17 protein-coding genes are annotated in these 18,511 nt (G+C 59.5%); 7 read left to right on the top strand and 10 right to left on the bottom strand.

Going from position 1 to position 18,511, the window contains the following annotated elements; genetic code table 11:
* The first annotated feature begins 19 nt into the window (after positions 1–19).
* Positions 20–1,228, top strand: coding sequence for a Na+/H+ antiporter NhaA (gene nhaA, locus R3D51_04665; protein ID MEZ5898770.1), 1,209 nt, complete (start codon positions 20–22; stop codon positions 1,226–1,228).
* Between the two features lie 30 nt (positions 1,229–1,258).
* Positions 1,259–1,897 (top strand): carbonic anhydrase, encoded by a 639-nt coding sequence (locus R3D51_04660; GenBank protein MEZ5898769.1) that lies wholly within the window; start codon positions 1,259–1,261, stop codon positions 1,895–1,897.
* 53 nt (positions 1,898–1,950) lie between these two features.
* On the opposite strand, the gene R3D51_04655 is transcribed toward R3D51_04660, so the two are convergent.
* From R3D51_04655 to ccmA, 5 genes are read right to left on the bottom strand one after another with little or no spacing between them, the layout of a single operon-like run.
* The gene (locus R3D51_04655; protein ID MEZ5898768.1) at positions 1,951–2,565 is read right to left on the bottom strand and encodes a DsbE family thiol:disulfide interchange protein; all 615 of its coding nucleotides are present in this window, start codon (positions 2,563–2,565) and stop codon (positions 1,951–1,953) included.
* Positions 2,562–2,744 carry a heme exporter protein CcmD gene (gene ccmD, locus R3D51_04650; protein ID MEZ5898767.1) on the bottom strand — a complete coding sequence of 61 codons (183 nt, stop codon included), beginning with the start codon at positions 2,742–2,744 and terminating at the stop codon, positions 2,562–2,564. The genes R3D51_04655 and ccmD overlap by 4 nt, the downstream gene beginning before the upstream one ends.
* 4 nt (positions 2,745–2,748) lie before the next feature.
* Entirely contained in the window at positions 2,749–3,507 is a 759-nt protein-coding gene (locus R3D51_04645) for a heme ABC transporter permease (protein ID MEZ5898766.1), read from the bottom strand.
* Positions 3,508–3,562: 55 nt separating this feature from the next.
* The gene (gene ccmB, locus R3D51_04640) at positions 3,563–4,231 is read right to left on the bottom strand and encodes a heme exporter protein CcmB (GenBank protein MEZ5898765.1); all 669 of its coding nucleotides are present in this window, start codon (positions 4,229–4,231) and stop codon (positions 3,563–3,565) included.
* Positions 4,228–4,857 carry a heme ABC exporter ATP-binding protein CcmA gene (ccmA, locus tag R3D51_04635; GenBank protein MEZ5898764.1) on the bottom strand — a complete coding sequence of 210 codons (630 nt, stop codon included), beginning with the start codon at positions 4,855–4,857 and terminating at the stop codon, positions 4,228–4,230. Before ccmA ends, ccmB begins: the two co-directional genes overlap by 4 nt.
* Before the next feature lie 244 nt (positions 4,858–5,101).
* Between ccmA and acnA the strand changes: the two genes are divergently transcribed.
* Positions 5,102–7,816, top strand: a complete 2,715-nt coding sequence (gene acnA / locus R3D51_04630; GenBank protein ID MEZ5898763.1) for an aconitate hydratase AcnA — start codon at positions 5,102–5,104, stop codon at positions 7,814–7,816.
* Positions 7,817–8,038: 222 nt separating this feature from the next.
* Positions 8,039–8,914 carry a DUF1223 domain-containing protein gene (locus R3D51_04625; GenBank protein ID MEZ5898762.1) on the top strand — a complete coding sequence of 292 codons (876 nt, stop codon included), beginning with the start codon at positions 8,039–8,041 and terminating at the stop codon, positions 8,912–8,914.
* A gap of 13 nt (positions 8,915–8,927) precedes the next feature.
* On the opposite strand, the gene R3D51_04620 is transcribed toward R3D51_04625, so the two are convergent.
* Complete coding sequence (locus R3D51_04620) at positions 8,928–11,009, bottom strand: M3 family metallopeptidase (GenBank protein MEZ5898761.1); 2,082 nt, start codon at positions 11,007–11,009, stop codon at positions 8,928–8,930.
* A 458-nt stretch (positions 11,010–11,467) separates the two neighbouring features.
* On the opposite strand from R3D51_04620, the gene R3D51_04615 reads away from it, so the two are divergent.
* Positions 11,468–11,860 carry a DUF2794 domain-containing protein gene (locus R3D51_04615; protein MEZ5898760.1) on the top strand — a complete coding sequence of 131 codons (393 nt, stop codon included), beginning with the start codon at positions 11,468–11,470 and terminating at the stop codon, positions 11,858–11,860.
* 92 nt (positions 11,861–11,952) lie between these two features.
* Here the strand turns inward: R3D51_04615 and R3D51_04610 are convergent, their stop codons facing one another.
* The 3 genes from R3D51_04610 to R3D51_04600 form a co-directional block, all read right to left on the bottom strand.
* Positions 11,953–12,717, bottom strand: a complete 765-nt coding sequence (locus tag R3D51_04610; protein MEZ5898759.1) for a Bax inhibitor-1/YccA family protein — start codon at positions 12,715–12,717, stop codon at positions 11,953–11,955.
* A 133-nt stretch (positions 12,718–12,850) separates the two neighbouring features.
* Positions 12,851–15,430 carry an FtsX-like permease family protein gene (locus tag R3D51_04605; GenBank protein MEZ5898758.1) on the bottom strand — a complete coding sequence of 860 codons (2,580 nt, stop codon included), beginning with the start codon at positions 15,428–15,430 and terminating at the stop codon, positions 12,851–12,853.
* Positions 15,427–16,137 carry an ABC transporter ATP-binding protein gene (locus R3D51_04600; protein MEZ5898757.1) on the bottom strand — a complete coding sequence of 237 codons (711 nt, stop codon included), beginning with the start codon at positions 16,135–16,137 and terminating at the stop codon, positions 15,427–15,429. The genes R3D51_04605 and R3D51_04600 overlap by 4 nt, the downstream gene beginning before the upstream one ends.
* Positions 16,138–16,242: 105 nt before the next feature.
* Here R3D51_04600 and R3D51_04595 point away from each other — a divergent pair, with 105 nt between their 5' ends.
* Complete coding sequence (locus R3D51_04595; GenBank protein ID MEZ5898756.1) at positions 16,243–16,944, top strand: arylesterase; 702 nt, start codon at positions 16,243–16,245, stop codon at positions 16,942–16,944.
* A 17-nt stretch (positions 16,945–16,961) separates the two neighbouring features.
* Positions 16,962–17,528, top strand: a complete 567-nt coding sequence (gene thpR / locus R3D51_04590) for an RNA 2',3'-cyclic phosphodiesterase (protein MEZ5898755.1) — start codon at positions 16,962–16,964, stop codon at positions 17,526–17,528.
* 38 nt (positions 17,529–17,566) lie between these two features.
* Here the strand turns inward: thpR and R3D51_04585 are convergent, their stop codons facing one another.
* Positions 17,567–18,460: a DUF2865 domain-containing protein gene (locus tag R3D51_04585; protein ID MEZ5898754.1), complete on the bottom strand. Its 894-nt coding sequence runs from the start codon at positions 18,458–18,460 to the stop codon at positions 17,567–17,569.
* Positions 18,461–18,511: the final 51 nt, after the last annotated feature.

Below are 18,511 nucleotides of genomic sequence, written 5' to 3'. Positions count from 1 at the left end.
GCCTAGCAGGATGATGAAATTGGCAAAGAAGAGAACCAAGAAGCGGGTCATAAACTTCGACTTCCTACAGCACGAGGCCGCTGGCGGCGTCATCCTCTGCATCGCGGCCATTCTCGCGCTGATCATCGCCAATTCGCCTTTCGGCACCGAGTATGATCATCTTCTGCACACGCCAATCACGCTTGGAATTCCGCCAGCGGGCCTGACCAAATCGGCGCTGCACTGGATCAACGACGGATTGATGGTTGTTTTCTTCTTTCTCGTCGGCCTCGAAATCAAACGCGAGTTGTTGGTAGGTGCGCTAAAATCGGCCAAGACCGCGGCACTCCCTGCGATTGCCGCGGCGGGTGGCATGGCCGTCCCCGCCATAATCTACGCGACCATCAATTGGGACGATCCAATTGCGCTGCACGGCTGGGCAATTCCCGCGGCGACCGACATTGCATTCGCCATGGGCGTTCTGGCTGTGCTCGGCTCGCGCGTACCTGTCGCACTCAAGGTGTTTTTGCTCGCGCTCGCCATCATCGACGACCTCGGTGCGATCCTCATCATCGCGTTCTTCTATTCATCGGGTCTTTCATTCATCGCGCTTGGCCTTGCGGCCCTTGGTTCGCTCGTTCTGTTTGCTCTCAACCGGCAGCATGTCACGCATACTTGGCCCTACCTTTTGGTGGGCGCATTCGTTTGGGTTTGTGTGCTCGAATCGGGTGTCCACGCGACACTCGCAGGCGTCATCACCGCGCTTGCTATTCCTCTTGCCGCCGGCTCGCCCGAGCGCGAAGGACCACTTGAAAAGCTGGAGCACGCCATTGGGCCCTGGGTCTCGTTTGCAATCCTGCCGATCTTTGCCTTCGGTAACGCAGGCGTATCACTGGCGGGAATTTCGCTGGCGGATCTCACAGCGTCCGTTCCGCTTGGCATTGCGCTCGGCTTGTTAATTGGAAAGCCGCTGGGCATCTACACGTTTTCGATTGCAGCGATCCGCTCAGGCCTTGCGAGCATGCCCGAAGGCGCCAACAAGAAGCAGTTGTTTGGAGCCAGTGTGCTGGCAGGTATCGGTTTCACTATGAGCCTTTTCATAGGCATCCTCGCGTTTAGGGATCCCGCGATGGGCAATCATGTGCGCCTGGGTGTTCTCAGCGGATCGCTTCTGTCAGCAATCTTAGGCTATATCGTGCTGACCTTGGTTACAAAGCCAGTTCCCAAGAACGGCAATCAGACACAATAAGAAGCAAAAAGCGACTTGGAGTTCGTTTTAATGGCTTTATTTCCAGAAACACTGACCGACCGTTATCGCCGCTTCAAACACCGCATCTTCGTGCCCAACGCCGACCAGTATGAAGAACTGGCGACCTATGGGCAGGACCCGGAGATCATGCTGATCTCGTGCTGTGATAGCCGAGTCGATCCCGAGACGATCTTTAATGCGATGCCGGGCGAGCTGTTCGTCGTGCGCAACGTTGCCAACTTGGTGCCGCCCTACGAGACGGGCGGTAAATTCCACGGTGTCAGCGCCGCAATTGAGTTTGGTGTGCTGAACCTGCGCATCAAGCATCTGGTCGTGATGGGTCATGCTGGGTGCGGCGGCGTCAAGGCGGCCTTGGATCAGTCAGCCGCCATACAGACGGAAGCACAGTTTATTTCGCGCTGGATGTCGATGCTTGACGAAGCGCGCCTCTCGGTTCTCGCCTCTCATCAAATGAAAAGCTCCAATGAGAGACAGGACGCGCTTGAGAAGGAGAGCATCAAACTCTCGATAAAGAACCTGCGCTCATTCCCGTTCGTGCGTGATCGTGAGGACAAGGGCAAGCTCAACATTCACGGCGCGCATTTCGACATCAAGAGCGGAACGCTATCGGTGTTGAGCCATTCGCGCGGTGAATTCTTTCCGCTCTAGTGCCAGCGCCTATCCGTCCACAACAACAAGTCCGTTGGCACGGCGGTGTTGAGTCACTGCTGCGCTAACGGCTTGTTGGCGCTGTCTTTCTTGGCGGCGGCGATGACAGGCAAGATCTTGCTTTGCATGATCTCAGGCGAGATCGGACCGACCTGCTTGTAGACGATGTCCCCCTTGCCGTTGACGATGAACGTCTCAGGCATACCGTAAACACCCCAATCTATTGAAGAACGCCCGGAGCGATCGCTCCCAAGCCGTGCGAACGGATTGCCATAACGCGCCAGGAAGCGCCGTGTATCAGCGGGGTCGTCTTTTTGCGCGACGCCGTAAATCTCTACGTCCGCCGCCTTGGCGAGTTCGGCAAGAAGGGGATGCTCCTCAACGCAGGAGGTGCACCAAGACGCCCAGAAGTTGACGACGGTGATTTTGCCTTGGGCAAGATCTGCGGTGCTGAAACCAGAGACCGGCTTGCCGTCTGCGGAGACCTCGGGGACATCGGGAAATGTCGATTGTGGCGCAGGTTTCCCGATCAGCGTTGACGGCAGCTTGGAGGGATCGCCCCAGGTCAGCGAGAACGCGAACAACGCCGCCACCACGATAAAGATCGCGACTGGCAGCAGACGCAAAGGATTGAGAGATGACCGCGTTTGGTTGTTCTGCGCGCTCATGCCTTGTCCTCCTTGCCACGGCCTGCAGAGCGGCGGCGGACGCCACGCTTTTCGAGATCGCTAAGAGCCTTGCGCTGACGGCGGGAGTCGGCGACCAACCAGCACAGCATCCCTGCGACGACGGCGAATACAGCCGCATAAGAAGCCCAGATGAAGACGGCGTGCTTGCCTAGCTCCATGGCGTCAGGCTCCCTGCGCAAGCGCCCGGGCGGACGCCTCGCGTTGCTCGACCTCAGCCATACGCAGAGCCTTGACGCGGCGGCGCAGCACCTCATTGCGCATCCCGAGCGCGTGCATAGCGATGAAAAGCACCGTGAAGCCCAGCGCCATGATCAGCAGCGGTGTGCGCATGCTTGGATCGACGCTACTGGTAAAGCCCGTGGAAGGCTGATGCAGCGTATTCCACCATTCGACGGAGAACTTGATAATCGGGAGAATCGCAACGCCGACCAGCGCCAGCACGGCAGTCAGCTTGGCGGCGAGGTTCTCGTCATCAAGCGATGAGCGCAGCGCCATCAGACCGAGATAGAGAAAGAAGAGGATCAGGACGGATGTCAGCCGTGCATCCCACACCCAATAGGTGCCCCACATGGGCTTGCCCCACAGCGACCCCGTGACAAGCGCGAGGAACGTGAACGCGGCGCCGATCGGCACCACGGCCTTGGCGGACACGTCGGCCAACGGATGGCGAAACACCAGCAGACCAAAACTCGACACCGCGGCGATGCCATACCCCATCATGGCCAGCCACGCGCTCGGCACATGGATGTACATGATCTTGACCGTCTCGCCCTGCTGATAATCGGGCGGCGCGATAAAGAACACCAAATAGAGCCCATAGCCGATGAGGGCGGCCGCCAGCGCGAAAAGCCAGGGCATCAACATGCCCGAAAGCTCCATGAAGCGCGTAGGATTGGCCAGACGTTGTGTGAGCGTTTGCATGGGGTTCGTTTAAGCCTTTGGGGTTCGCCGCGCAACGAACGGATCGGTAAGCTTTCTACTGAAGCTGAATGCGCAATGCCGCAGCCGACGCTATCGGCCCGAGCACTACCGAAGCCAAGGAAATAGCCGCCAAAATGGCGAACGATGGGCCGAACGCGGCCGGCGCCATCACCGCGGCACTCATGGCCGATATCCCGAATATGAGTGTTGGAATGTAAAGGGGAAGGACCAGCAGGGCCAAAAGGAGCCCGCCACGGCGCGTCTTCAACGTCAGCGCAGCCCCGATAGAGCCCAGGAAACTGACCGCAGGCGTGCCGGCCAGCATGGTGGCGATAAGGGCAGGGTAGGCCGCAAGCTCCAGGTTGAGCAGAATACCTAGGACAGGAGCTAGCAGAGCAAGGGGTATGCCGGTCGAAATCCAGTGTGCCAACGACTTGGCGGCGGCGACCGCCTCCAGCGGCAGACCGCCTGTTGCTAGAACTTCAAGCGTTCCATCCTCATAATCGCTTTCGAACACCCGCGGCATCGACAGCAGCGCAGACAGCAGAAGCGCGATCCAAAGAATGCCCGGCGCAATCCGCGACAGCAGATTGAGATCGGGGCCCAATCCTAGCGGCAGCATAGCGACGACGACGAGAAAGAAACCCAAGGCCGTGCCGAGCGCACCGCCTTCGCGCATGGCCAGCCGCAGGTCGCGACCGACAAGCTGGATGAAGTCGCTCATGCCAACACGCTCCCGCTTGCAGCGGCAACGTCGAACTCGCGTGCACGCGCAAACCCAAGCGGCAGATGAGTCGCGGCAATCACCAGCCCGCCGTTGGCCAAATGCGCGTTGACTGCGGCACCCAACACCTTTGTCGAAGCGGCATCCAGCGAAACCGTCGGCTCGTCGAGCAGCCACAGGGGACGCGCCGCGACCAGGAGCCTGGCGAGACCAACACGTCGCTTCTGGCCCGCCGAAAGATAAGCTGCGGGAAACTCCGCCAGCGCCGAAATAGAGAAATGCTCAAGCGCGACGTCGACACGCGCTTCGGCATCCTCTGCCCCGCCCAGATATTTTGCCCAGAACACGACATTCTCGCGAACCGTCAGGTGAGCCTTGATGGCGTTGGCATGACCGATGAAATGGGCCTGTTCGCCAACACTCAGCTCGTCCCCGCCGCCTTCCAAGTGGATAGCGCCCGCCGCCGGCCGCAAGAACCCGGCAATGGTTCGAAGCAACGTCGTCTTGCCAGCGCCATTCGGCCCAACAAGCACCACGGCTTCTCCAGCGTCGGCTTGGAACGACACACGGCTAAAAATCGTGCGACTGCCGCGCTCGACGGTCAAATTTTCGGCGATCAAGCGCACTGGGCGATCAGGTCCTAGGCAGGAGTGGGCACAACCCAGTGGCAATTGACCGCAAGCACGGGTCAACGCTGAAGTCGGATGTTCCCCTTTCGACGCGCCCTATATAAAAGGCTCAAGTTGCATTTCGCTAGCGCAAAAACGGACGGGCCCGGCCCAGGGCGTCAGCCTTGATGTCTTCCTTCCGATCCGCCGGCACTCCGGCGGCGCGGCTCACTGTCAAAACTCATGACCCGGAGGATAGACCTTGAGCGCCATAACCGCCAAATCCATCGACAGCTTTAAGTGCCTCAAGACATTGAAAGTCGCAGGCAAGGAGTACGTTTACTATTCGCTCCCCGACGCGGAGAAAAACGGTCTCACCGGCATTTCGCGCTTGCCTTTTTCAATGAAGGTGCTGCTGGAAAACCTGCTTCGCAACGAGAACGGCCGCTCCGTCACCAAAACCGACATCGAGGCCATGGCCCAGTGGCTCGATGACAAAGGCAAGGCTGGAAAAGAGATCGGCTTCCGCCCCGCCCGCGTTTTGATGCAAGACTTCACAGGCGTGCCCGCCGTGGTCGATCTCGCAGCCATGCGCGACGGCATGACGCTGCTGAAGGGCGACCCGAAGAAGATCAACCCGCTCGTCCCCGTCGATTTGGTTATCGACCACTCGGTCATCGTCGACGCCTTCGGAACACCAACCGCACTCGCCCGCAACGTCGAGCTTGAGTACGACCGCAATGGAGAACGCTACAACTTCCTCAAGTGGGGTCAGGGCGCGTTCGAGAACTTCCGCGTGGTGCCCCCTGGCACAGGCATCTGCCATCAGGTCAATCTGGAATATCTCGCGCAGACGGTTTGGACCAACACCTTCGAGGACGGTCGCACCATCGCTTATCCGGACACGCTCGTTGGCACCGATAGCCATACCACCATGGTCAATGGTCTGGCGGTGCTCGGATGGGGCGTCGGCGGCATCGAGGCGGAGGCCGCGATGTTGGGCCAGGCACAATCGATGCTCATTCCCGAGGTGATCGGCTTTAAGCTCTCGGGCAAGCTCAACGAAGGTGTGACCGCAACCGATCTCGTGCTTACCGTCACCCAGATGCTGCGCAAGAAGGGTGTCGTGAACAAGTTCGTCGAGTTCTTCGGGCCCGGCCTCGATCAGCTCACGCTGGCCGACCGCGCAACGATCGCCAACATGGCGCCCGAGTATGGCGCCACCTGTGGCTTCTTCCCGGTCGATGGGGAGACGATCAACTACCTCACAATGTCGGGCCGCGACAACGATCGCATCGCGCTCGTGGAAGCCTATTCGAAGGCTCAGGGGCTTTTCCGCGAATCCGGCTCGTCCGACCCCGTCTTCACCGATACGCTGGAACTCGATCTGGCGTCGGTTGAGCCTTCGATGGCCGGGCCCAAGCGGCCAGAGGGACGCATTGCCCTTTCGGGCATCAAGCCCGGCTTCGCGACCGCGCTTGAGACGGAATACAAGAAGCCCGGCGAAGGCAACAAGCGCGTTGCCGTCGAAGGCAAGGACTTCGACATCGGTCATGGCGACGTCGTGATCGCGGCGATTACCAGCTGCACGAACACCTCCAATCCGAGCGTCCTGATCGCGGCCGGTTTGCTCGCGCGTAACGCAATCGAGAAGGGCCTTTCCATCAAGCCGTGGGTAAAGACATCGCTGGCACCTGGATCGCAGGTTGTTGCGGCTTATCTCGATAAGGCCGGTCTGCAGCCTTATCTCGACAAGCTAGGCTTCAACCTGGTCGGATTCGGCTGCACCACATGCATAGGTAACTCCGGGCCACTGCCGACGGAGATCTCAAAGGCGATCAACGACAACGGCATCATCGCTGCTGCCGTGCTCTCAGGTAACCGCAACTTCGAGGGCCGCGTAAGCCCCGACGTGCAGGCCAATTACCTCGCCTCGCCGCCGCTGGTCGTTGCCTATGCGCTCGCTGGATCGGTGCAGAAGGATCTGACGACGGAGCCGCTTGGCGAGGGTAAGGATGGCAAACCGGTCTACTTGAAGGACATCTGGCCAACCTCGGCGGAAGTCCACAAGTTCATCATCGAGAACGTCACGCGCGACATGTTCAAAGCGCGCTACGCGGACGTCTTCAAAGGCGATGAAAACTGGCAAGCGATCCACTCGGGCTCGGGACTTACCTATGGCTGGGACTCTGACTCGACCTACGTGCAGAACCCGCCGTACTTCGAAGGCATTACGCCAAGCCCGAAACCGATCACCGATATCAAGAGCGCAAGGATTCTGGCGCTGTTCGGCGACAAGATTACGACCGACCACATCTCGCCAGCCGGTTCTATCAAGGCTGCGTCTCCGGCCGGAAAGTATCTGCTCGACCACGATGTGAAACCGGCCGACTTCAACCAGTACGGGACGCGGCGCGGTAACCACGAGGTGATGATGCGTGGCACGTTCGCCAACATCCGCATCAAGAACCACATGGTGAAGGACGACGCCGGAAACGTTGTCGAAGGCGGTTTCACGATCCATCAGCCATCCGGCGAGCGCATGGCAATCTATGATGCGGCGCAACTCTACGCCAGGGAGGGTGTCCCGCTGGTCGTGTTCGCAGGTGTCGAGTATGGCAACGGCTCATCACGCGACTGGGCAGCGAAGGGCACGAACCTGCTCGGCGTGAAAGCCGTCATCGCGCAGTCGTTCGAACGCATCCATCGTTCCAACCTCGTCGGAATGGGCATCGTGCCCTTCACGCTGGAGGAAGGCACGACATGGCAGTCGATCGGCCTCAAGGGCGATGAAATCGTTTCGATTGCGGGCCTTGCCGACGTGAAGCCGCGCCAGAAGATGGAAGCGACCATAACCCGTGCGGACGGCACCACGTTCAAACTGCCGATCCTTTGCCGGATCGATACCCTGGACGAGATCGATTACTTCAAGAACGGCGGCATCCTGCACTTCGTGCTACGCAATCTCGCCGCATAACGGCCTTTAGGTGTCAGCAACTAGAGCGGCTCCGGCGATTGTCGCCGGAGCCGCTCTTGCATTAACCGTGGAATTCGTAACGTCCTGAGCGTCGGAGACGTCTATTGGTCTGTGCCAGCGGCAGACTCGCAAAGACGTGACTCGCATTTGAGAACTGATGCTATAATATAACAGCACATATGTTACTCCGCCTGTCCAAGCCTTGAGTGTCAGGCGTCAGATTTGAAGGCGAGAAATGAGGCCGGTCATGGCACGTTTGGCGCCATAAGGCTGATCTGGAACGAAGAGACATTGAAAGAAGAGACGATGTTTTCGCGTTTACGGGCTGCTGCGCGAAGCTTGGCGATGGCCGCTGGGCTGATTGGCTATGCGACCGTGGCGGCTGCCAGCCAGATGGTACCGCCTACACGCGGGGCAGCTCCCTCTGCCGCCGTCCCCATCCGTGCTGTGCTCGAACTTTTTACCAGCCAGGGGTGCTCGTCGTGTCCGCCGGCCGACGCGCTCCTGCGCGAGTTTGCGGAAGATCCGACCATCCTCACGCTATCCCTGCCGGTGGATTATTGGGACTATCTGGGCTGGAAAGATACCTTCGCATCTCCGCGCAACACTGAACGCCAGCGTGCCTATGCGAAGGCGCGGGGCGACGGCGCAATTTACACCCCGCAAGTCGTCGTCAACGGAACGTTACACGTCAACGGGGCACAGAAGGCCGAGATTAAGAACGCGATCGATCTCACCTCCAATAATGTTGCCACCCCTCGCGTTCCTATTCACTTCTGGCAGGAGAACAACACGCTCAACATCGTCATCGACGGGGCAGAGCCCGGCCGCATGGCGACCGAGGCCACCGTCTGGTTCGGCTTGGTGCAGCCGGAGGGCAAGGTCGCGATTGAAAAGGGCGAGAATTCCGGTAACACCCTGACCTATACCAATATCGTGCGCGAGCTTACGCCCATCGGGCTATGGAAGGGTCAATCGCTGCTTATTCAAATCCCGCGCGCGGCGGTCATCCAAGCCTCTACGCAGCGCAGCGTCGTACTCATTCAGGAAGGCAAAGCGGGGCCGATCATCGGAGCGGCCTGGGCCAATCTTTGGTAATCCCGAGACAGTCTCAGGCTGCCAGACCGCGTTTCTTGAGTAGTCCATCGATCTTCGGCGCACGACCGCGAAAGGCGACATACGCCTGGTGAGGATCGCGCCGGTTTCCCGCCGAGTAGATAAATTCCCGAAGTCGGTTTGCTGTTTTGGGATCGAACACGTTGCCCGTCTCCTCGAAGGCGGAAAACGCGTCGGCATCCATCACTTCCGACCACAGATAGCTGTAATAGCCCGCTGAATATCCGCCCATGATATGCATGAAATGCGGCAGGCGATGGCGCATCGCGATTTCACGCGGCATACCAAGCTTCGCCAAGGTCTCGGCTTCGAATTTTTCGATGTCGATCGAATGCTTGGCAGGCTCGGCGTACAGCGCCATATCTACCATCGCGCAGGCGGTGTACTCCACCGTGGCAAAACCCTGATTGAAGTTTCGCGCCGCTTCCATACGCTTGCGCAGTTTTGCGGGCATCGGTTTGCCGGTCTTGTAGTGTGTAGCAAATTCTTCCAGCACCTGCGGCGTCGACAGCCAGTGCTCGTAAAGTTGCGAAGGCAGTTCGACGAAATCGCGGGACACGGACGTCCCGGAAATAGAGGGATAGGTGACGTTCGACAAAAGCCCATGAAGGGCGTGACCGAACTCATGAAACAGCGTTCGAGCATCGTCGAATGATAATAGCGCCGGCTCGTCCACACGGCCCTTCGTGAAATTGAGCACATTCACGATGATGGGGCTTTGACCTTTGCCAATGCCGTGTTGCCTGCGGAAATTCGACATCCAGGCACCTGACTGCTTCGTCGGGCGAGCAAAATAGTCGCCCATGAAGATACCGACGTGAGAGCCGTCGCGGGCCTTCACCTCGAACACGCGCACGTCAGGGTGATAGCGCGGTACATCCTTTAGCTCACGAAACGACAGGCCGAACAGCCGTTTTGCGCAAGCAAAGGCGGCCTTGATCATGTTGTCGAGCTGCAAATAAGGACGCAGCTCGCCCTCGTCGAGATCGTAGCGTGCCTTGCGCACCTTCTCCGCGTAGTAGCGCCAGTCCCAGGCTTCAAACTTGAAATTTCCACCTTCACGGCGGGCTTCTTCGACCAGGGCATCGCGCTCTTCGCCGGCGCGGGCGACCGCGCGGGGCCAGACCTCTTCGAGAAGATCGCGCACGGCCTTCGGTGTCTTTGCCATGGTGTCGTCAAGCGAGAAGTCGGCGAATGACTTATAACCCATCAACTGAGCGTGCTCATTCCTCAGTTGAACGGCTTCCGAGAGAATCGCGCGGTTGTCCGTGTTACCTCCGTTTGCGCCTCGGTCCGTCCACGCCTTGAAGGCCTGCTCGCGAAGATCCCGACGCGCCGAAAAGGTCAAGAAGCCTTCGACGCTGGAACGTGCGAGCGTTATGACGTACTTGCCGTCTTCGCCGCGTTCCTTGGCCGCCTGTTGAGCCGCAGCACGAAGGGTGTCGGGAAGGCCCGCAAGATCCCTCTCATCCTCCAGCACCATCTGCCAGGCCTGCTCGTCTTTGAGCACGTTCTGCATGAACTGTGTCACCAGGCTAGCCAGACGCGCGTTGATCTCTCTAACCCGCGCTTTTGCCGTCGATGACAGCCGCGCGCCCGCGCGCACAAACGCAAGATGGTGGCGTTCCAGAACGCGCAGCTGCTCCTCTGTCAGTTTCAAAGCGGCGCGGCGTGAAAAAAGGTCGTCGATGCGGCGGAACAGTTTTTGATCGAGGTGAATCTGCGTCTGGTGCGCCGCAAAGCGCGGAGACATCTCACGTGCAATCGCCTGTAACTCCGGGGTCGAGTCCGTCGATTCCAGATTGAAGAAGACGCCGGCCACGCGGGCGAGATCCTGACCGCTCTTCTCTAGCGCCAGAATCGTATTCGCGAATGTGGGCTTGGCGAGATTGGCTCCAATCGCCTTGATCTCTTCGCGATGGGTGCGAAACGCTGCATCGATCGCAGGCTTGAAGTGCTTGGGTTCGATCCGCCCGAAGGGAGGGATTTGGAAGGTCGCAGACCAGCGGGAGAGCAAAGGATTCGCGGTGGGCTTGCGCTTCACAGCGGGCGCGATCCGAATAGGCTTCTTGGTCAAAGGGATTTCACCATGTCTTGACGTTACGCATTGGAGAATACGCACAAAAAGACGCGAACATTCAACTTTCAACTGATCGTGAAGCCAAAAACGACGAAGGACCGGCTGGGGAACCGGTCCTTCGCGAGACATGGGTCTTGGATGGGGCGCCAAGACCTGGGGGGACAATCAGGGAGAGTTGCCTAAAAGCCCGGCCCCTTGAAATTGGCCCCGGGGGGCTGGGGGGCTGATGATCCAGAGCCTGTTCTCAGGGCCGGGCCTCAAGGCAACGATGAGATAGTCGCTTTTCAATACGGCGGATTGAGGGTTCCAACTGGACCCCTTTTTGACTGCATCGCGGTATTTGTGGCTCCGTTTTCCATAATTTCGGATGGCTATTTTCTACTCAGGCAATGGTTGGCTCTTGCAATCGCTCCGCCTTGGCGCAATTCTTGTTTTGATCTTGAAGGGAGGCGCGATTGAGCGACGCTGAACCGATAGTCTTCCGCCCGCGCAGCGCGGGCAGCACAGAAGTCTCTCCGACCACGACCGCGGGAACGCAGGCCTCATCCCTCGCGACCGCTTTCAATCGTCAAGAACTGTCTGCCATCATGGACGTGTACGGCCGCATGGTCGCGCGTGGAGAATGGCGCGATTACGCGCTGGACCTGATGCGCGACAAGGCAGTGTTTTCCATCTTCCGCCGCGCCTGCGAAGTGCCGATCTACAGAATCGAAAAGAATCCGAAGCTCGCGCGTAAGCAGGGCGCTTTCAGCGTCATTGCTGCCGGCGGTCTCATCATGAAGCGCGGCCACGACCTCAAGCGCGTTCTTTCGGTACTGGACGACAAGCTACAGGTCGTCCGGTCCTAGTTTCGAGCGCGCCGTCAGCTTCCCAGGCAAAATAAAAGGCCCCGCACTCTATGCGGGGCCTTCGTGCTTTCAGATCGTGCGCGTGACTTGGCTTATTCCTGCGTGTTCATAATACCTAGAATGTTCAGGATATGGATGAACAGCGTGATGAAGCTACCGTAGAGCATGAATGCGCCAAAGATCGAAGAGCGCTTGATGAACTCCTGGCCTCCATGCGCGGCGCCTTCGAGATACATGGTCTTGATCTGCTGCGTTTCCCAAGCTGTCGCTGCCGAGAACAGAAGCACGACGACCGACGAAATCAACAGGCTGACCGTCTTGCTGGTGCCCGGGTCGGTGATGAAGAAGAAGCTGACCAGCATCGCGATGATGAGGCCGATAGAGGCCATCGAGATGAAACCACCCCAGCCTGTCATGTCCTTCTTAGTCGTGTAACCGACGAGGCTCGTCGCCAGGAAGGTGGCCGCCGCAATGGCAAATGCCTGTCCTACCAATCCGGTATGACCCTGTGAGACGAACATGAAGATCATCGGGGCGATCATCGCACCCCAAAGCGCGCAGTAGAGCCAGTAAGCGCCATGCGCTACCACCGTGCTTCCCGAGAAGAAAAGCCTGTTGGCGAAGAAGCCCAGGCCAAGAATGCCGGCGAACAAAACCCACTTCATCGGGCCAGTCGCAATCGCGACCATCAACTGCGGATTGGCCATCAGTGCGAACACGACGGCAGCCGTGCCGGCGACGCCCAACGCCATATAGTTGTAGGTGCCGAGCATAAACGAGCGCAGGCCTTCGTCCACGGCCACGCCACCCCGCGTGCCTGAGCGAGGTACTGAGGGTTGATTATAAGCTTGGGCCATGGGTCTCCTAATCCTCCATAAACCGGCGAATTGCCGAATGCAGTTGAAATATGAGTGCGACGTAGCGTCCTTTCAAGACCAGAAAAGCCAGTAGGAAAGAGGGAGAATTTCCCAAATTCCTGCCTTTTCGTTCTCACTCGCCGCGCAGATGCGGCACCGCTGGCGCTTTCAAGACCGCCCAGGTCCCTACGCCACCAAAAACCGCTATTAGTCCACCGGCAGCGGCCAAGGTCTTGAGAATAGCCGTCGCCGAGAAAGTAAATGGCGTTTCCATCAAGAAGTAAAGCACAGCCCACGCTGCGACGGTGCCGAGAAGGATAGCCACAAGGGCTGCCGCAAGCGTCAAAAGCGCATATTCGTAGGCGTGAGCCCGCAGGATCTGCCAGCGGGTGCCGCCGATGGTCTTCAGGATCACGGCCTCCAGAATCCGGCGCCGCTGGGCGGTTGAGAGGGCACCTGCCAGAACCAGGGCGCCTGCCAGCAAGGTGACGCTACCCGCCACCTGCACCGCGTTCATCACCTTGTCGAAGATCTTGTTGAACTGGTTGATGGCGTCGCGCACGCGAATCGCGCTGACCGCAGGGAAGGTCCGTCCCAAATCGCGGATCATCGCGACCTCCTCGGGGCCTGGGGTCCCCTCAGGCAGGCGTATCGTCGCCAACAAATTGTGTGGGGCCGCTTCGAGCGTATTGGGCGAGAAGACCATCACAAAATTGATGGCAAGATTTTCCCAATGGACTTCGCGCAAGTTTGCGATCTTGGCCTCTATATTTCGTCCGAGTACATTGACGGTAACCGTGTCTCCAAGTTTCAGGCCAAGCTTTCCGGCCAGCTCGCCTTCAAAGGAGACGAGCGGGGGGCCTGAATAGTCTGCCGGCCACCACGCGCCTTCGGTGACCTTCGAACCTTCCGGCACGGTCTGCGAATAGCTCAATCCTCGGTCGCCGTTCAGAACCCACTGAGCCTCGGGGGGTGCCTTGAGTTCTTCGGCGAGAACACCCTTGAGTTTGACGATGCGCCCTCGCAGCATCGCCGCCTCCGTGAGAACGGCGTCAGGAATTTTGTCATGCACCCGGGCACTCAGGGCCTCGTAGTCCTGCTTGGGCACGTCGAGCAGAAAGTAGTCGGGGGAGTTCTCAGGCAGACGCCCTTTCAGCTCTTCTACCAGCGAGGCATTGACCACCGCCACGCCGACCAGAAGCGACAGACCGGTTCCGAGCGACAGAATGACGGCGCGCGTCAGCCCATCGCTGGCCGCAACGTTGCGTAACGCGATGGCAATTTCCGGATTGCGCGGTCGCGGTAGAGCGCGGGCAACTCTGGTCACGAGCCACGCCAGGGCCGAGAACACCACGAGCATCGCCACCAATGCAGCAAAGGCCCAAACCGCCAGCATCCTTGGCTGGGAGGTCGCCAGCGCCAGTGAAAACAGTGCCGCGACCAGAAGAATGGTCCAGATAATTATGACGCGCCGCGGCCAGACTTTCGATCCACCGCCTGTGTCGCGAAACAGCACGCTCGCCCGCACATGCTCGGCACGTCCCAAGGGCCATAGCGTGAACAGCAACGCCACCATCACACCGTAGGCTGTTGCAATGCCGAGGGAGCGCGGAGAAATCGCAAACTGTGCCTTGACCGGCATCCCGTCTGCCACGAGCCACTCGATGAAGCTGGGAATTGCAAGCCCAGCGGCAAGGCCAACGATCACACCCACAAGCGTCATCGCGAGGATCTGAACCAGAAACATGCTCATGATCTGCCCGCCGGTCGCACCAACGCTGCGCAGCGTGGCAATCACCTTGAGCCTCTTGTCGATGAAGGTCGAAACGGCATTGGCAATCCCGATGCCGCCGACAAGCAGCGATGCAAGTCCGATCAGAATGAGAAACTGGCGAAGCCGTTCGAGCGTGCGCGTAACCTGCGGCGAGGGATTTGTACGGTCGAGAATGCTAAAGCCGGATTCTGGCAGATCCGTCTGTACCGCCTCGCGCAGGGCCTTCAGCTGCGCCTTGTCCTCATCGTAACCGAGGCCTCGCGCCAGCGCATAACGCCAGCGGATCAGGGTGCCCGGCTTAACGAGCCCAGTCTTTTCCAGCGTCTCCAACGACACGAACACGCGCGGCCCGTATGTGAGCCGATCGGCGATCCCATCCGGCTCCGATTTCAGTATGGCGCGCACCTCGATCTCATGCTCGCCGATCTTGATACGATCACCGGGCTTCAATCCGAGCTGTTCCAACAGCATGGCATCCGCTACCGCGCCGCCCTGCGCCATATAGGCTTGGAAATCGCCTGGTTCCTGGAGCTGAACACTGCCCGCCAACGGATAGGCGCCGTCGACGGCTTTGAGCTCGATGAGTGCCTGCTCCTGACCATCGGGCCGCCGCGCCATCGTTCGCAGAGCGGCCGTTTCGCTGACTTTCCCGAGTTTGCCGAGCACCGCCCTTTCTTGAGTCGTCGCACGCGCATGCATACGCGAAAACGTCATGTCTCCGCCGAGGATGGTGCGCCCCTGCCGTTCGAAACCAGCGACCAGAGCATCGCCCAAAGCCCCGACTGCGGCGATCACCATGACGCCCAGCGCCAAACAAGCGATGAACACGTAAAATCCCGACAGTCCGCCGCGCAGCTCGCGCAGCCCAACGCGGACCATCGTCGGCCAACCCGCCGGACGCGTCCGCCCGCCGGACATCTGATCCAACGTGATCGTCATTGCGCCGCGACCCTTTCGGCTGGCGTCTGGAGATTTTCGCTCAGGATGTGCCCGTCTCCCATTCCGATCACGCGCTCGGTCATGTTGGCGAGCCGCACGTCATGGGTGACGAGCACCAAAGTCGCGCCCGTGCGTTCCTTCAAACCAAACAGCAGCTCGACGATCTGTTGGCCGGTCTTGGTGTCGAGATTGCCCGTCGGCTCGTCGGCTAGAATAAGGCGTGGCTTGCGGCTCAGCGCCCGCGCGATGGCGACACGCTGCTGCTCGCCACCCGACAGCTCAGCGGGGAAGTGATCCTGGCGCGCCAACAATCCTACATCGTCAAGCAGCTGACGGGCGGTCTCGAACGCGTCCGCGATCCCTGCAAGCTCCATCGGCAGCGCGACGTTCTCGAGCGCCGTCATCGTCGGCACGAGATGGAATGATTGAAAGACGATGCCGATTTCCTCGCCCCGCAGACGCGACAACTCGTCTTCCGATAGACCCGACATCGAGCGTCCGGCGACTTCGACCTTGCCGCTGGACGCGCGTTCCAAGCCGCCAAGGATCATCAATAGCGATGTCTTGCCGGAGCCCGAAGGTCCGACAATCGCAAGCGACTGACCGGCGGGCACGTCGAACGTGACACCTCTCAGAATATGAACCGGACCCGCCCGGCTTGTCAGCGTCAGATGGAGATTTTCGACGGAGATAATGGGCTTCGTCACCTGATGGAAATCCTGTTGTCTTTCAAACAAGCCTTGCTCTGGCCGTGTCCTGCTTCTACGTGATGACCAGACCTTGTGATGGCTCCCTGAGGCGGAAACATGAACATGAGCTTGAATGCGCCGCTGAGTTGGGCCCGTTTACTTCTCGTGCTTGCGCTTTTCGCCGCACCGGCCCTCACAATGATACCCAAGCAAACCAAGGCCGATTCGCCCCCCTCCGTCACGCTCGTTGCTTTCGGCGACAGCCTGACTGCCGGCTATATGCTTCCTCCTGGGGATTCCTTTCCTTCTCAACTTCAGGTGGCGCTTGCCGCCAAGGGTTACAAGGTCAACGTCATCAACGCGGGCGTTTCTGGTGATACCTCTGCGGGCGGCCTGCAACGGCTTGACTGGTCAATGCAGCCCGGAGTGGATGGCGTCATCCTTGAGCTCGGCGCCAACGACGCCCTGCGCGGCATCGATCCGAGCCTGACCAAGAACAACCTTGAAAAGATCATTTCAAAGATCAAGCAGAAAGGGGCCGACATCCTTCTGGCTGGCATGAAGGCGCCAGCTAATTGGGGCCCTGAGTACCAAGCGACATTCGACGTTATCTACCCGGAGCTCGCAGGCAGATACCAACTTGCGCTCTATCCCTTCTTTCTGGAAGGCGTCATCGGGGAGCCTGGCCTGACCTTGGATGATGGCCTTCATCCCACGACGAAGGGCGTCGCCGAACTCGTCAAGCGCATCCTGCCGCAAGTGGAAGCGCTGGTGAAACAGATCCAGGATCGCAAGGCTGCGGCAACTGCCACCGCCAAGCCCTAGAAGCGCGCACCTCGACCATGCCCAGACTTTTCACCGCCCTTGAACTACCCGACGAGACCCGCGCCGAACTCTATCGGCTGCATATTCCCCTGCCCGGCTCGCGATGGCTCAAAGCGGAGGACTATCACATCACATTGCGTTTTGCGGGCGACATCGACAACGGCTTGGCGCGCGAGTTCTCAGCGAACCTCGCGAGCATCGATGCAGATGCTTTCGAGATCCGGTTGAGCGGCGTTGGCATTTTCGGCGGTAACGATCCAAGCAGCGTCTTCGCCGACGTTGCACCTTGTCCCGCGCTGGAGGCTTTGGCGCGGGCCAATGACAAGGCGGCCCGCAACGCAGGCCTGCCGCCGCCCAAGCACCCCTTCAAAGCACACGTCACGCTGGCACGGCTGAAGCATACCGACCCCACCGCGGTCGCGCGATATCTCACACGCTTCGGCGGCTATCGCTCCGAACCCATTTTCGTTTCGCGATTCGTGCTGATGTCATCGCGGCCAATGACCGGCGGAGGCCCGTACGGCGTCGTGGAGAGTTTTCCGCTCCATGGCGGCTATACTCCAGACGACACCGATCACTGGTGAAGCGCGGAAGTTACTCCCCACTCACTTCGGCTGGTTGCCTAGTTTGGGCTGGCAAATAAAGACCAGCCGAACAGACCGGACGGTTGAGACTTAGTATAACGCGCTCGCGTGGCAGCGCTTCTGGCGCGCCTACGATAGGCATAGTCGCGGCGTTGAGGCATCGCATAACGTGGCGGCGGGCCTGGCGGACCAATGACGATCTTGGAATCCAGATCGCTATCGGACGCCACCACGTCACCGGCATCGGCCGCTGCGCCTGCATCCTTATCCTGCCAAGGTGTTTGCTGACCCGCCGCGCCTGTCGCCTGGAGATGGGCGGCGTAACGCTGGCGCGCCTTATTAACGGCATCCGCCATCAGCTCGTCTGCTTCCTCAGCATAGCGGTGATGGCGAGCCACTGCCTCATACGACCAAGGAGCAGGCTTGCAGGAACAGCCGGAAACGAGCGCCTTGCGATAGTTGTAGGCATTGGGCATGTCCTTATAGGACTGCCCGGCAAGATCGACCATCGTGTCGACGCTGCCACCCCTCACAGGATAGTAATAAAGGTGCGCCTCGTCTCCGCAGGCAACGCGGCATGATTTTACATCCTGGGCGAAGTTGCTCTGCATCGCGTTGTGACGGAGCGGGAAATAAAAGCCATCGCAAGAGCGCACACACATCGTGCGATACGGGCCGCCGCTATCTGGCGGGCCTATCACTTCGTCGTCTGGCGCAAAGTCACGCTGATAAGAGCGGCGTGAATGATAGCGGAAGCGATACGCGGGGAGCGAACGGCCTGCGGAGCGCGCCTGGGCAGGCGCGGAAGGCTTGCCGCCAAATCCAAACAAATTCTGAAAAAGCGACTGAGCCACCGCGGGCGGAGCCAACGCAATGGAGCAGGTTGTGGAGACTGCCCAGCTGAGCAGCACATGACGTAACCGCAAACGCATTACTAACGAACTCGACGACGACGCTTCTCGCGCACGGCAAAGCCCATGCGA

This window comes from Hyphomicrobiaceae bacterium, from assembly GCA_041397645.1.
GTDB lineage: Bacteria > Pseudomonadota > Alphaproteobacteria > Rhizobiales > Hyphomicrobiaceae > Hyphomicrobium_B.
The sequence above is the reverse complement of the archived record's forward strand: the minus strand, read 5'-3'. Positions and strand labels throughout refer to the sequence as shown.